The following is a 13,614-nucleotide window of genomic DNA, read 5'->3' as shown; positions in this document are numbered from 1 at the left end:
TTATATGGTTCAGAAAACTGACAGTCGGTTTTCATTATCGCACCCTTCCTTGTAGTTGCGGGTATTACTTTTGCAGGCGGATGTCGGACTATGAATGGGACTATTCATGAACTTTAATTCAATTACTCACAAAATCTAAAAAAATGCTCCTCGTTATTATTGATTACTTCTGTGTGCTTATCGCTGTTCTTGCCGATCTCGTCAGCGGTCTGCGTAAAGCTAAAAGCCGTGGTGAAAAATGTACGTCCTCCGGATTACGCCGGTCCGTTGATAAGATCGGACGCTACTATCTCGCGCTCTTCTCCATGAGTATAATCGATGTGCTGATTCTTGCATCACTCCATTGTCTCATGGAATCCGGAATTGATCTGATGCCTTGCTTCCCTTACATGACCACCTTCGGTGCAATATCGCTCACGCTGATTGAGGTCAAAAGTATCTGCGAGCGTTCTGATGAGAAAGGTGATCTTCGCATGACAGTAACAAGGCTTTTAGAACTTCTGACACGCCTCAATCTTCGCTGAACGCTTCATTCGCCGAACGGTTATGATGACCCTGTAGGCATCGATTTTAAGGCTGACAGAATCTATTGAAATGTCTTGATCCAATCCATCCGCATCATGACGGTTGATGTGATTTCACCAGTTGATAGAATATGTCGGAAAGATTAGGTTAAGACTTGTTATTAGTCTGTTTTGAATTGAACGAATTCACTGATGAATATGTTAAATTATAAATGTATTTTCCACAAGAACACACACAATAAACATTTTTTTAATTGGATTTAAAGATGAAAAAATTCTTTCTCTTTCTCACCGTATGCGTCTTTGCATGCATGGCATGGAGTTGTTCTGATGATGATGACAAGGATACTCCCATCTCTGTAAACGATCTTCCTGTAGCGGCTAAGAATTTCATATCCCAGTTCTATTCGTCCGATCAGGTCGTCATTGTTACCAAGGAAGTGGATAAGGCAAATTCCTCCTATGAGGTCAAGTTTAAAAGCGGGCAGGAAGTTGAGTTTGATGCTGCCGGAGCGTGGACCGATGTTGATGCTCCGACCGGCAAGACCATTCCTACCGGAATCGTACCTGAGATTGACCAATATGTCGAACAGAATTTTCAGAGCGTAGGCATAAATGAGATCTCACGTGATTCACGTGGCTACGAGGTTGATCTGCTTAACGGCCGTGAACTCCTCTTTACACTTGATTTTGTCTTTGTTGGTTACGGAGACTGATTATAGACATTTGTAAAAGAAACTTTATTCTCAGAGCTGATCCTTTTGATGTGAATGGATCGGCTCTGTTTTCTTGTATATCCGGATAATTTTTAGGAACTTTGTCGTTGAACTGAACTAAGAAACTCTAAAAATTATATCTGCTCACCATGAAAAAGATTTTTATTATGCTGACGGCTGCTTGGAGCGCATTGTCGGCATTCTCCTCAGCCCCTGTGCTGTCACCCGCCCCCTCCGCAGGCAATGTAAATGTCGATACCCGTCTGTCAATAATGTTTGACTCCGACGTTACGCTCGGTGATAAAGGCATGATAAGGATCATTGATGCGGAGACGGATATCTGTGTCGATAGTCTCGATCTTTCTATTCCCGCAGGCCCCACTGAGAGTACAAAACTACCTAAACCACCCTACACGCTCCGTCCATATATCTATGATCAGCCCCGCCAGACAAACCGCACGGCTAAACCCGGTACACCGTCAGGAACGGCAGCCCCGACGACTGACGAGTATCAGCTGACGATAATCGGTGGCTTTACGGATGGATTTCATTTCTATCCTGTGATCACTGACGGCAGAAAAGCCGAAATCTATCCGCATAACAACATGCTTGATTACGGCCACACCTACTATGTCACTGTTGATCCTGAAGTGTTTTCTACTTCTAAAGGTCGGTTTAAAGGAATAAGCAAGAAAGACGGATGGCGGTTCTCCGTCAAGCCCTCCGCTCCCTCTGCTGAAAACCGCAGACTCATTGTCGCCGCTGACGGTTCGGGTGATTTTAACACACTTCAGGGAGCAATGGATTTTATCCCGGACTTCAACGATGATCACTGGACGGTTTTCGTAAAGAACGGAGATTATGAAGAACTGGTGTATTTCCGCAACAAACGCAACGTGACCATCGAGGGTGAAAGCCGTGACGGTGTCTATGTGCATTATGCGAATAATGAAGTATTCAATCCCCATCCCGACGATGTCAGTACCAATGAATGGCTCGGCACATTTCCATCACGCCGTGCCGCGTTCATGATGGATAACTGTACAGGCATGGTGCTCCGTAATTTCACCGTAGCCACCACTCTTGTCGGTCAGGCCGAGGGTCTGCTCATTATGGGTGAACGGAATCAAGTGCTGGATGTGACGATAAAAGGATCGGGAGATGCTCTGCAGGTGAACGGCTCGACTTATTTTGACAACTGTGTCATTGAAGGTCATGGTGACAGCGTCCTTGGACGCGGTCCTTCGTTTTTCAAAAACTGTACGCTGAAATCACGCAACGCTTTCGTGTGGATACGCAACGCGGCTTCATCGCACGGCAACGTTTTTGTCGGCTGCACTTTTATCGGCATAGGAAACAGATCTGTGCTTGCCCGCACTAATGATAAATATCCGCACAGCGAGATGGTGCTTATCGATTGCAGACTTGACAATGTCCCGTCTGAAGGTTGGAGCGGAATTGATAAGGATAATTGTGATTATATCCATTACTGGGAGCTCGGAAGCACGGATCTCAACGGATCACCTGTTGATTTTAGCAAGCGTGCTTATGGATCTCGCCGTCTCGATCCCGTGGCCGACAAGGCCATTATTGATGCCTACCGCAATCCGGCTTTTGTGTTAGGTTGGAAACCGGAGTGACGTGTTGGATAAGAATCACGGACTTTTAACAGAATAAACGAGCGGATGACTATTTAAGTCATCCGCTCGTTTATTCTGTATCTTGTCGGGGTGGCGAGATTCGAACTCGCGACCCCCTGCTCCCAAAGCAGGTGCGCTAACCGGACTGCGCTACGCCCCGATAGTCCTTTAAGCCGTTTATGGGCTTTGAACGGTGCAAAGTTAGTTACAAAAAATCACTTATGCAAGCAGTAGAGCATCTATTAAATGACCTATCGGGAATTAATTTTAATTTGATTGATAATATCTCATACGAGATTCTGCGGTGTGCCCTCACAGAACGCCTTCAGATTGTCGCAGGATATGTTGATGAGACGTTCACGCGCCTGTGATGACTGCCATGCAATGTGCGGGCTTATGAAGCAGCGTTCACAGCCGATCAACGGTGATCCTGAGCGTGGAGGTTCTTCGCAAAGCACGTCTATTCCGGCGGCCGCAATCTTTCCCTCACGCAGGGCCTCGGCAAGAGCGTCCTCATCCACGAGCGGTCCGCGCGATGTGTTTATCAGGATGGCCGTAGGCTTCATTATTGCGAGAGCTTCACGGTTAATTATATTCTTTGTAGCCGGGGTCAGAGCCGAGTTAAGTGAGATCACGTCGCTTTCACGGAACAGATCTTCCAACTCCACTCTTCTTACTCCCTCAGGTAATTCCCGTCTTGAATTGGTGATGACCTTCATGCCGAACGCACGTGCTATTTCTGCCACGCGGCGTCCGATATTTCCCATCCCGATAATTCCCATAGTCAGCCCTGACAATTCAGCGAATGGCCGCAGCCGGTAACTGAAATCACGGTTTTCCGACCATTCACCGTTGTTGACGGAGGCAGCATAGTCAGCGATAGCGTTGACTATATTGAGCAGATGCGCGAACACCACCTGAGCCACTGATTCGGTGGAGTAAGCCGGGACATTGCATACAGCTATTCCTCTTCTGCGGGCAGCCTCGACATCCACATTGTTGTAGCCGGTGGCAAGCACGCCGATGAATTTCAGCTTAGGGATTGCCTCCATGATTTCATCGGTGATGACGACCTTGTTGGTATAGATAACCGATGCTTCCTTTGCACGCTCAAGCACCTCGTCAGGTGCTGTGCGGTCATATACTGTAAGCTCACCAAATTCTTTGAGCGCGTCCCATGAGAGATCGCCGCTGTTGGCCACATAGCCATCGAGAATCACAATCTTTTCCATGCTTCAAATTTACATATCCTCCATTATATTTCCAAATCGGTGTCTGTCCCATACACGGATTCTTCCCGTCAGTTCTGTTGTTTCAACCGATGAGTATCACCGTAAGCGATATCTCTCCTTGCGCGCCGGTTATATGGACAGCCTCGATGTCTGCCGTGGCTGATGGGCCGGTATAGAAAGCACCGTAGCATAATTCTGAAAGGTCCAGAGCTTCGTAAGCCTGATGCATACCGGGATAGATCTTGTCGGTTTCAAGCAGCAGATAGAGATCCGTCGAGAACAGCGCGCAGGCGGTAAGCCCAAGTGAATTTTCAGTAACCCATACCGAGCCTGTCTCACCCACTCCTATTACACCTGCCGCGATGCAGATATCAACCGTGTGGGCTGAATGAGGATCTGTCGTATCATATACCTCAAAGTTTCCTTTGAAATCCGGTATGGCCGAATAGACCTGCTTCCCCTCGGTCACGAGGTTGGTCGCAAGCCAGCGGAGCGCATCACCGCGCGAATCCACTCGCACGGCTTTTCCATCGAAGTTTTCAAGTTTGGTTATGAAATTCTCCACTGGATCTCCTTTAGGTTCGTATAACGGAACCTTCGGCAGTGCAATTTCATCATGCGAGGCACATGCGGCCTTTATTCTGGACATGAACTTTTCACGTGCCGGCTCCTGAGAGGATGCATAAACTATATCCTTACCCATAAATTTAATTTCATAAATAGAAGTTGTGACTAATTTAATCGTTGATTAGAGGATGCTAACTAAATAAATCGGGCTCACCTGCCCTGCTACGGGCTACTTCATATTAAATTCTAAACTAAAATATTCTTCTCAAATAGATACTCACAAAGAATTTATTTTGTCCTTTTGTAATATTCTCTGAAAGTTTCCTTCGGCGGCTCAGGATTCGTGTGATCTTTGGCCCACGGATTGGCCGGCGAATTTAGCAGCCATTGAGGGAAGGAGCGCAAGGCCCACAGACCGAGTTTTTCCGCGTGTGAAAGGTTGGTGGCATTCCGGAGCACCAATTCCATTCCATCCTCTTCAATCCGGTGTGAGAGTTCATCCTCGTGATGATCCACCACGATGTTGCGCCAGTAGAACACATATTTCGGGATAGGAACTTTAACCGGACATACGTTGCCGCATGAACCGCAGTGAGTGCATGAGTACGGCAGACGTGCATAGCGGTGGAGATCATAGCTTGGTTCGAGCACTATACCGATCGGTCCCATGTAGGGAGCATCATAGCTTAGTCCGGATGTGCGCCTGAACACGGGACATGTGTTCATGCATGCACCGCAGCGGATACATTTCAGAACCTCGAAATATTCTGCTCCGAGACGCTTCGAGCGTCCGTTGTCAACAATTATCACATGCATCTCCTGTCCTTTTCGCGGACGCGTATAGTGGGAAGTGTATTGCGTTATGTCAAATCCCAGCGCACTGCGTGAAAGCAGACGTATGAACAGCGGTAGATCACTCTGGCGCGGGATGAGTTTTTCTATACCCATGCTGGCCACGAACAGCGGCGGCACGTTAGCACTTATGTCTGCATTACCTTCGTTTGTCGCCACGACTATTGTACCCGTCTCGGCAACTCCGAAGTTCACGCCGTTCATTCCGGCATCCACCTTGATGTAGTTTTCACGCATTGATTTGCGCATTACACTGTTGAGATAATGCGGATCGTCGTTGTCAGGATCACTACCGAGTTTTTCTGCAAAAAGCTTGGCCACATCTCCGCGAAGCTTGTGGATGGCAGGCATTACTATGTGCGATGGCCTCTGACGGTCGAGCTGCTGAATGCGCTCGCCCAGATCCGCCTCATAGATATCTATACCACGCTCTTCAAGATATTCCCTCATACCACACTCGTCCATCAGCATGGATTTTCCCTTTGTGACAGTCTTGACTCCGTGTGAACTGAAAATCTCATAGACGATGCGGTTATGCTCCTTCGCATCCTCAGCCCAGTGGACATGGATACCATGTTCCTTCAGCCTTGTCTCGAATTGTTCCAGATACCGGTCCAGATGCGTGAGGGTGTGCAACTTTATCTGCGAAGCGAGTTCGCGCATCTCCTCCCATTCGGGTATTTGAGATGCCGTCTTGTCGCGTCGCATACGGGCTTCCCACAGACAGCGGTCATGGCTGACACGGTGGGGTGTATCGGCGATGAACTTCGCCCCAAGTTTCACTTGATTGACCTGACTCATATTTTATAGGGGTTGTTCAACACACAATCGATCATTATGAATTATGCATTGAGCATTATGAATTGAATATTATGCATTGAATCTTACTCTTCCGCCGTCCCGTTGAGGAGCTCGGCAATATAGAAAGTCTTTATATCCACTCCAAATTTCTTCGCCACGCCCTGCTGATGCATCAGACATGAGAAATCCGCGCTTGTGACATATTTCAGACCGTTGCGTGCGTAATCGTTCACCTTATCAAGACCCTGCTGTCCGGCACAGCTTTGGTCCCAGATGGCAAAAGTGCCGCCGAAACCGCAGCATTCGTCACGCCGTGTCGCATAGCATACCTCCAACCCTTCGACGAGGTTGAGCAGATCAGCTGTTTTGGAGAAATCCGGGATCATCAGTTCCGTCGGTCGTGCCTGATTGAGATAGCGGAGCGAATGGCAACCGTTGTGGAGTGCGACGCTGTGAGGAAATTTCGCCCAAGGGAGACTCTTCACCTGAAGCACATCGTGGAGAAAATCCACTATATCGTGCGTGGTATTCATTATGTGCTGCACTTCCGGAGTCTTTTCGAGTGAATCAAGATGATTGCGCACCTGATCCGTGCAGATCCCCGACGGGATCACCATGTAGTCATAACCGGAAAAATACTTCACGATATTCTGCTCCAGATTGCATGCCTTGCGCTCGTAGCCCATATCTGTCATCGGCAGTCCGCAGCATGAAGCCTGTTCTATGTAATGTACGTCAAGATCAAACTTGCGCAGCAACTCATAGCTTGCTATAGCAGCCTGAGGAGCCAGCATATCGACATAGCACGGCACAAAAAATCCTACCTTCATCGAATTGAAATAAATAATTGAAACCTAATATAACTACATTCCGCAGCCGTACATGGTTCACGGTCATGCTGAGGGTCGAGTAAAAAACAGATGACTTTTATCACATTTTATCCAACCGCTTTACGAAATGAGCACCACAAGATAGTAAAATTCCGTCATATAAATTTCATTTATTGGAGAATATTGCCTAATTTTGCACTTTAGAAGCTTATAAAAGCTTTTAAATCCGCATTTTATCCTTAAATTATAGTTAATAAATCAAAAACGAATCACATAAAAATGGCAAACAACAAGCCCACAGAAGAAAACCGTACCTCTATCGACGAGGTTAACGACACCCTCACCGGCATCGGTGAAAAGGTCCAGAGCAACCCTAAAGTAGTTGTCTGGTCATGCATCGCCGTGACAGCGGTCGTTGCCCTTATCCTTCTCTATGTATATGTAATCCGTCAGCCGGCGCAGAACGCTGCAAACAATGCTCTTGGTCAGGCCGACATCGAACTGCTCATGGGTAATGACTCTATCGCCCTTGCAAAATATCAGCAGGTGGCAGCTGACCACGGTTATTCCGCCGGTAATCTCGCCAACCTCAATGCAGCCATCCTCCTTTACAAGAAGGGTGACTATGAGAAGGCTCTCAGCTATCTCAAGGACTACTCTTCATCTGAGTCTGTCATCGGTGCGTCTGCAAAATCACTCGAAGGTGACTGCTATGTCAACCTCAAGCAATATCCGCAGGCAATCGACTGCTACAAGAAGGCTGTGAAGATCTCTGACAACAATCCTCACTACACTCCTGCTTTCCTCCTGAAGGAAGCTACAGTGCTCCGCGAACAGAAGGACTTCAAGGCTGAAGCTGCCATCTACGAGCAGATCCTGAAGGATTATCCCGCTTACGGATCTGAGATCGGTGTTGATATCAAGAAGTATCTCGAACGTGCACAGGACGCTGCAAAATAAATAGATCGTTCCTTACTGAAGAACAAGATAACAATGACGGCCTTGCTGAAAAGCAGGGCCGTCATTGTTTTCTGTTACAAGGTTTGATATGTCTCGGACTATTGCGGGATTACGGGATACTATGTAAACCACACGGAGATCGGGATCGTGTAGTCTGAATATCTATTAACTGTCAAAGTGTCAGCCTACGATCTGCTGCAGAATATCGACTGCAGTCTCGACTGTATCAACATCGGCGATTGCGAATGATCGTTTGCCGTTGCGTTCACGTATCTGCACGCGACGGGGATTAGATGTGAGATAGTTAAGCATCTTACCGAACATTTCAGACTGATAGTAAGCCTTGTTGCTTTCATCGACGAAGAAAGTGTACATCTTACCTTGCTTGAGCGATACTTTCTCGATGCCGAGACGGCGCGCGAGACGGCGTAGACGCGGGATGCGTAGCAATTCGGCCGTGACGGCCGGAATCTTACCGAAACGGTCGGTCAGACGGCTCTTGAAAGCCTGCAGATCCAGCTCGCGCTCTATTCCGTCAAGTTCCTGATAGAGGGCTATGCGCTCGCTTTCGGTGGGAACATAGCTGGCCGGAAGCAGCAATTCCATGTCACTTTCGATCACGCAGTCAGCCACGTAGTCGGTGCTTTCCTCCTCACCAAGACGGTCGGCCTGTTCAAGATCCGAAAATTCTTCCGTACGGAGCTCGGTGACGGCTTCTTTTAGGATTTTCTGGTAAGTCTCGTAGCCGAGATCAGCGATAAAGCCTGACTGTTCCGCTCCAAGCAGATTGCCCGCGCCACGGATGTCGAGATCCTGCATGGCTATGTGGATACCACTGCCGAGATCGCTGAAACTTTCGATGGCCTGCAGACGGCGTCTCGCCACCGGTGTGAGGGGGATGTGGGGTGGAACGAGAAGATAGCAGAAGGCTTTGCGGTTACTGCGGCCTACACGTCCGCGGAGCTGATGGAGTTCGCTTAGGCCGAAATTCTGCGCGTTGTTGACTATTATGGTGTTGACATTCGGCATGTCGATACCGCTTTCGATAATTGTGGTTGCGATCAGCACGTCGTAATCATGATTAGCGAAGTCGATTATGGCCTTTTCGAGTTTTTCGGGTGGCATCTGACCGTGGGCCACGATGATGCGTGCGTCCGGCACGAGACGTTTCACCTGTGCTTCAAGCTCGTAGAGACCCTCGATGCGGTTGTTGATCATGAATACCTGTCCGTTGCGCGAAAGTTCGAAATTGACAGCCTCGGCTATGATGTCGTCGCTGCTGGCACTTACGGAAGTGATGATCGGATAACGGTTTGCGGGAGGAGTGTTGAGCGATGTGAGGTCACGCGCGCCCATGAGCGAGAACTGGAGTGTACGGGGGATAGGGGTGGCACTCATCGTGAGGGTATCGACGTTGACCTTCATCTGTTTTAGTTTCTCCTTGACGGCGACACCGAATTTCTGCTCCTCATCAACGATCAGGAGTCCCAGATCTTTGAACTTGACATCCTTCCCGACGATTTTATGAGTGCCTATGAGAATGTCTATCTTGCCGTCGGCGAGATCCTTGAGTATCTCCCTAACCTGTTTCGCGGTACGCGCGCGGGAGATGTAATCGACTCTTACCGGAAGTTCTTTCAGACGTTCGCGGAAAGTGTTGTAATGCTGATAGGCGAGCACTGTAGTGGGGACGAGTACGGCAGTCTGCTTGCCGTCCGCAGCAGCCTTGAAGGCCGCACGTATGGCTATCTCCGTCTTGCCGAAGCCTACGTCACCGCAGATAAGGCGGTCCATCGGCTTCTCACTCTCCATATCGGCCTTCACAGCTTTTGTAGCTGTCAGCTGGTCGGGAGTATCTTCATAGATAAAGGATGCTTCCAGTTCCTGTTGGAGATAGCTGTCCGGGGCGAAGGCGTGGCCTTTCTCCTCCTTTCGGGCCGCATAGAGCTTGATAAGATCGCGTGCGATGTCCTTGAGCTTGGATTTCGTGCGCTCCTTGAGCTTATTCCATGCTCCGGATCCGAGTTTGTTGATTTTCGGGGGCACACCTTCTTTGCCACGGTATTTGGCAAGTTTGTGGAGGGCATGGATCGAAACGAATATTATGTCGTCGTTGGCATAGACGAGTTTGATCATTTCCTGTGTCTTACCGTTGACATCCGTGCGCAGAAGTCCCGCGAATTTACCCACTCCGTGATCCACGTGTACGATGAAATCGCCCGGCTCGATCGCGCTAAGCTCTTTCAGCGAGAGAGCGAGTTTGCCTGAACGCGCACGATCGCTTTTAAGGGTGTATTTGTGGAAACGGTCGAAGATCTGGTGGTCAGTGAATACGCATATTTTCAACGAATGGTCGGTAAAACCTTCATGAAGAGTTGTTATGACCGGTGAGAAGTCTATTTTGTCGCCACGGTCGGCGAAGATCACTTTAAGGCGTTCGATCTGCTTCTCGCTGTCGCTTAGTATATAGATATTGTAGCCGTCCGCGAGAAATTTCGTGAAGCTTTCGCTTATCAGCTCGAAATTTTTGTGGTAGATCACCTGTGGAGAGCAGTGGAAATCTATTGTGGCCTTGGCCTCAGGATCGGGCTGTGCTGCGGATGTGAAGCGCAACTGAGGAAATGTGGCGAATTTTGCAGCGAACGCCTCGCCATCGACCACTTGCTTCATGGCATTGGTGTCCGCTTCGCCTGCCACTATCGCACTTTGCGAGATCTCCTCGTTACCGATGGCACGTATGCGTTCCAGAGTGAAAGAGGCATCACGGACAGCAAAGAGTGTCGAGGGGGCTATAAAGTCGAGCAGCGATTCGCCGGAAGCTTGTGATGCTACGCCTGACGTTATGGCTACTTCGTCAAGCTGGCGTTCGGATAGCTGTGTCTCGATGTTGAATGTACGGATCGAGTCGATCTCATCACCGAAAAAATCCACTCTGAATGGCAATTCGTGGCTATAACCGAAGATGTCGAGGATTGAACCACGGGCGGCGAACTGCCCCGGTTCATAGACATAATCCACAGGTACGAAACCGTTTTCACGCAGCCATTTTATCGTCTCCATGAGATCCGTAGCCTTATCCTTACGCAGATGGAGTGTATGGCGGTCTATCACTTCGCGGCGAGCCACTTTCTCAGCAAGAGCTTCGGGATATGTAACCACATAGACCGGCGGATGCTCCGAGTGCCATTGATTGAGGGCTTCGGTACGCAGTATCTGTGAGGGTGGATCTATCTGTCCGTACTTTATGTCGCGCTTGTAGCCTGACGGAAACATCAGGACCTTATCTTCGCCGACGAGGCGAGATAGGTCATGATACAGATAACCGGCATCGTCGAGCGAATCGCCTACCACGATGGTCGGGACTTTACGTGGCGGAAGCGCACCGAGCAGCATGGCCGGAGCTGATCCCGCAAGGTTATAGACGGACACTATCGCAGCCTCGCCGCCGAGAGCCTTTTTCAAGGCATCACGGCGGCGGGGAGTCATGAATTCATTGCAGAGTTCCTTTATGGTCATAAGCAGCCTCTAAATCCTATTTCTTTCCGAGAATTTCATTGAAACGGGGAGTGGAGAGAACCTCTACGGCGGAGTCAACGGCTGCATCGTCGCGGAGCGAGTAGATGACCTCTCCGCGGTTGAAATAGTAGCGGTTGAGGATCTCGCGGGCTATGTAGGGCGACAGATTCTTGCGGTTGAGGTCGAGATCATGTTTCAGATCATGTTTCAGCAACGAGGCGAGGCGGTCAAACTCAGCTGAGGTCGAGTCATTCATATAGCCTTCTGCCTTGGCGATCTCACGCAGTTGCTCGACGGCATTCTCACACACTTTGTCATAGTTGAATTTGTCAGGATTGATGAAATCCTTGAATTGCTCGTAGATCTCATCGGTTACCTCGAATGTCTCCGGTGAGGCTACCGAGTCATGTTCGGAGGCATATTTCGTAGCGAAATCGAATGCCCAGTTATCGCGTACCACATTGTAAGTCATGCGATTGACTTCCGGATACTGGATCTTGATGTCAGGTGTGATGCCTCCACCGTCGCGCACCTCACGTCCACCGGCGGTCTTGAATACATTGGTGAGGCTGTCCGGGATTCGCGCCACAGATCCGTCAGGATTGCGGTGGGAGTAGTCGATGGCCTGAATGAGACGTCCGGAAGGGATATAGTATTTGGCCACAGTGACTTTCAGCAACCCGTCGTAGGGGAGTTCGCGTGTGCTCTGTACGAGCCCCTTGCCAAACGAACGGTTTCCGATAACTACGGCGCGGTCAAGGTCCTGAAGAGCACCGGTGACGATCTCCGAAGCTGAGGCTGAATTTCCGTCAACGAGCACCACGAGAGGGATCTTGGTATCCACCGGATTGACGCTTGTGCGGTAGATCTTTTCATTCATTACACCTTTGCCACGGGTAGTGAGCACGGTAGTGCCTTTCGGCAGGAACATTCCGAGGATTTCAACCGCGCTTTCGACAAGGCCGCCGCCATTGCCACGGAGATCGAGAATGAGGCTCTTGGCACCATCCTTGATAAGCTCCTCGACACCTGCACGCACCTCAGGATAGCTCTTTTCAGAGAATGTGGTGAGTCCGACGTAGCCTATGCCCGGACGGATCATACCGAAGTAGGGGACGGACGGCATCTGGATCTTGGCGCGTTTGAACTCGAAGTTGAGGATCGAATCAGAGGTCCACGGACGTTTCATGACGAGGCGGAGCGTAGATCCGCTCTGGCCCTTGAGCTTGGCACTGACACGGTCTGAAGTCCAGCCGGTGACTGTGTCACCGTCGATCTGAAGAAAAATGTCGCCGGGACGCAGACCTGCCATCTGGGCGGGGCTTCCCTTGTAGGGCTCGACAATGATCACACCCTTCTCGTTCTGCTGGATGACCGAGCCTATGCCACCGTATTCGCCGGTGGTCATTGTCCGGAATTGATCCTGCTCCTTTGCGGAAAAGTATTCCGTATAGGGATCAATATCGTTGAGCATGGCAGCGATAGCCGTGTTGATTGACTTCTCGGCATCGATGGAATCGACATAAAATGTCTGTAATTCTTTATAAAGCGAATTGAAAATATCAAGATTACGTGAAATCTCGCTTTTTTTGCTGCGGGTAGCGGCTGAAGCGAGCAGGCTTATGGTGACAAGCAGAGCGGCGACGAGTGTTAGTTTCTTCATAAAAATCGTGGCTGAATTTGTGAAATCGTTGAAACGGAGACCAAAGTTAGTCAATAATTATAACAAACGAACTACTGAATAGTCAGATTTTTTGAAAAAAATCGTTGAAAAAAGAGTTTAATATCAATTTTTTTTGGGAAAAGGTTGCACAATTAAAAAAAACAGTGTAATTTTGCATCGCAAAAATCGGAGTAAACAGCTGATTTCTGCTTCCGCCACAAGCGTGTTGACGGACTTACTGCTTCAGTAGCTCAGTTGGTTAGAGCACCTGACTGTTAATCAGGGGGTCGTTGGTTCAAGCCCATCCTGAAGC

At 49.1% G+C, this 13,614-nt stretch carries 10 protein-coding genes and 2 tRNA genes; 5 read left to right on the top strand and 7 right to left on the bottom strand.

Annotation, left to right across the window (positions count from 1 at the left end):
- Nucleotides 1-143 precede the first annotated feature (143 nt).
- The 3 genes from K2G41_RS08185 (at nucleotide 144) to K2G41_RS08175 (ending at nucleotide 2,880) form a co-directional block, all read left to right on the top strand.
- Nucleotides 144-524 (top strand): phage holin family protein, encoded by a 381-nt coding sequence (locus K2G41_RS08185; protein WP_300117177.1) that lies wholly within the window; start codon nucleotides 144-146, stop codon nucleotides 522-524.
- A gap of 266 nt (nucleotides 525-790) precedes the next feature.
- Nucleotides 791-1,240 carry a PepSY-like domain-containing protein gene (locus K2G41_RS08180; RefSeq protein WP_300117175.1) on the top strand — a complete coding sequence of 150 codons (450 nt, stop codon included), beginning with the start codon at nucleotides 791-793 and terminating at the stop codon, nucleotides 1,238-1,240.
- 149 nt (nucleotides 1,241-1,389) lie between these two features.
- Nucleotides 1,390-2,880, top strand: coding sequence for a pectinesterase family protein (locus K2G41_RS08175; RefSeq protein ID WP_300117173.1), 1,491 nt, complete (start codon nucleotides 1,390-1,392; stop codon nucleotides 2,878-2,880).
- Between the two features lie 85 nt (nucleotides 2,881-2,965).
- Here the strand turns inward: K2G41_RS08175 and K2G41_RS08170 are convergent.
- From K2G41_RS08170 to K2G41_RS08150, 5 genes are all read right to left on the bottom strand, one after another.
- Nucleotides 2,966-3,040 (bottom strand) — tRNA-Pro (locus K2G41_RS08170).
- Between the two features lie 127 nt (nucleotides 3,041-3,167).
- Nucleotides 3,168-4,112, bottom strand: coding sequence for a D-2-hydroxyacid dehydrogenase (locus K2G41_RS08165; protein WP_300117171.1), 945 nt, complete (start codon nucleotides 4,110-4,112; stop codon nucleotides 3,168-3,170).
- 82 nt (nucleotides 4,113-4,194) lie between these two features.
- Nucleotides 4,195-4,815 carry an LUD domain-containing protein gene (locus tag K2G41_RS08160; protein ID WP_300117169.1) on the bottom strand — a complete coding sequence of 207 codons (621 nt, stop codon included), beginning with the start codon at nucleotides 4,813-4,815 and terminating at the stop codon, nucleotides 4,195-4,197.
- Nucleotides 4,816-4,967: 152 nt separating this feature from the next.
- Entirely contained in the window at nucleotides 4,968-6,332 is a 1,365-nt protein-coding gene (locus K2G41_RS08155; RefSeq protein WP_300117167.1) for a lactate utilization protein B, read from the bottom strand.
- 83 nt (nucleotides 6,333-6,415) lie between these two features.
- Nucleotides 6,416-7,162, bottom strand: coding sequence for a (Fe-S)-binding protein (locus tag K2G41_RS08150; protein ID WP_300117165.1), 747 nt, complete (start codon nucleotides 7,160-7,162; stop codon nucleotides 6,416-6,418).
- 279 nt (nucleotides 7,163-7,441) lie between these two features.
- Here K2G41_RS08150 and K2G41_RS08145 point away from each other — a divergent pair, with 279 nt between their 5' ends.
- A complete protein-coding gene (locus tag K2G41_RS08145; protein ID WP_300117163.1) occupies nucleotides 7,442-8,122 on the top strand; it encodes a tetratricopeptide repeat protein in 681 nt (226 codons plus the stop codon).
- A 180-nt stretch (nucleotides 8,123-8,302) separates the two neighbouring features.
- Here K2G41_RS08145 and mfd read toward each other — a convergent pair whose 3' ends face one another.
- On the bottom strand, nucleotides 8,303-11,638 hold the full coding sequence (gene mfd, locus K2G41_RS08140) for a transcription-repair coupling factor (protein WP_300117161.1): 3,336 nt from the start codon (nucleotides 11,636-11,638) through the stop codon (nucleotides 8,303-8,305).
- 16 nt (nucleotides 11,639-11,654) lie between these two features.
- Nucleotides 11,655-13,301, bottom strand: a complete 1,647-nt coding sequence (locus K2G41_RS08135) for a S41 family peptidase (protein WP_300117159.1) — start codon at nucleotides 13,299-13,301, stop codon at nucleotides 11,655-11,657.
- A gap of 240 nt (nucleotides 13,302-13,541) precedes the next feature.
- On the opposite strand from K2G41_RS08135, the gene K2G41_RS08130 reads away from it, so the two are divergent.
- Nucleotides 13,542-13,614, top strand: a tRNA-Asn gene (locus K2G41_RS08130).

The sequence above is a fragment of the Duncaniella sp. genome, assembly GCF_029056165.1.
Lineage (GTDB): Bacteria > Bacteroidota > Bacteroidia > Bacteroidales > Muribaculaceae > Duncaniella.
The sequence above is the reverse complement of the archived record's forward strand: the minus strand, read 5'-3'. Positions and strand labels throughout refer to the sequence as shown.

Bases quoted from the DNA above. Each gene is read 5' to 3' on its own strand.
- K2G41_RS08150 (WP_300117165.1), bottom strand. From the start codon at position 7,162: ATGAAGGTAGGATTTTTTGTGCCGTGCTATGTCGATATGCTGGCTCCT.
- K2G41_RS08155 (WP_300117167.1), bottom strand. From the start codon at position 6,332: ATGAGTCAGGTCAATCAAGTGAAACTTGGGGCGAAGTTCATCGCCGAT.
- K2G41_RS08185 (WP_300117177.1), top strand. From the start codon at position 144: ATGCTCCTCGTTATTATTGATTACTTCTGTGTGCTTATCGCTGTTCTT.
- K2G41_RS08135 (WP_300117159.1), bottom strand. From the start codon at position 13,301: ATGAAGAAACTAACACTCGTCGCCGCTCTGCTTGTCACCATAAGCCTG.
- K2G41_RS08180 (WP_300117175.1), top strand. From the start codon at position 791: ATGAAAAAATTCTTTCTCTTTCTCACCGTATGCGTCTTTGCATGCATG.
- K2G41_RS08145 (WP_300117163.1), top strand. From the start codon at position 7,442: ATGGCAAACAACAAGCCCACAGAAGAAAACCGTACCTCTATCGACGAG.
- K2G41_RS08175 (WP_300117173.1), top strand. From the start codon at position 1,390: ATGAAAAAGATTTTTATTATGCTGACGGCTGCTTGGAGCGCATTGTCG.
- K2G41_RS08165 (WP_300117171.1), bottom strand. From the start codon at position 4,112: ATGGAAAAGATTGTGATTCTCGATGGCTATGTGGCCAACAGCGGCGAT.
- K2G41_RS08160 (WP_300117169.1), bottom strand. From the start codon at position 4,815: ATGGGTAAGGATATAGTTTATGCATCCTCTCAGGAGCCGGCACGTGAA.
- mfd (WP_300117161.1), bottom strand. From the start codon at position 11,638: ATGACCATAAAGGAACTCTGCAATGAATTCATGACTCCCCGCCGCCGT.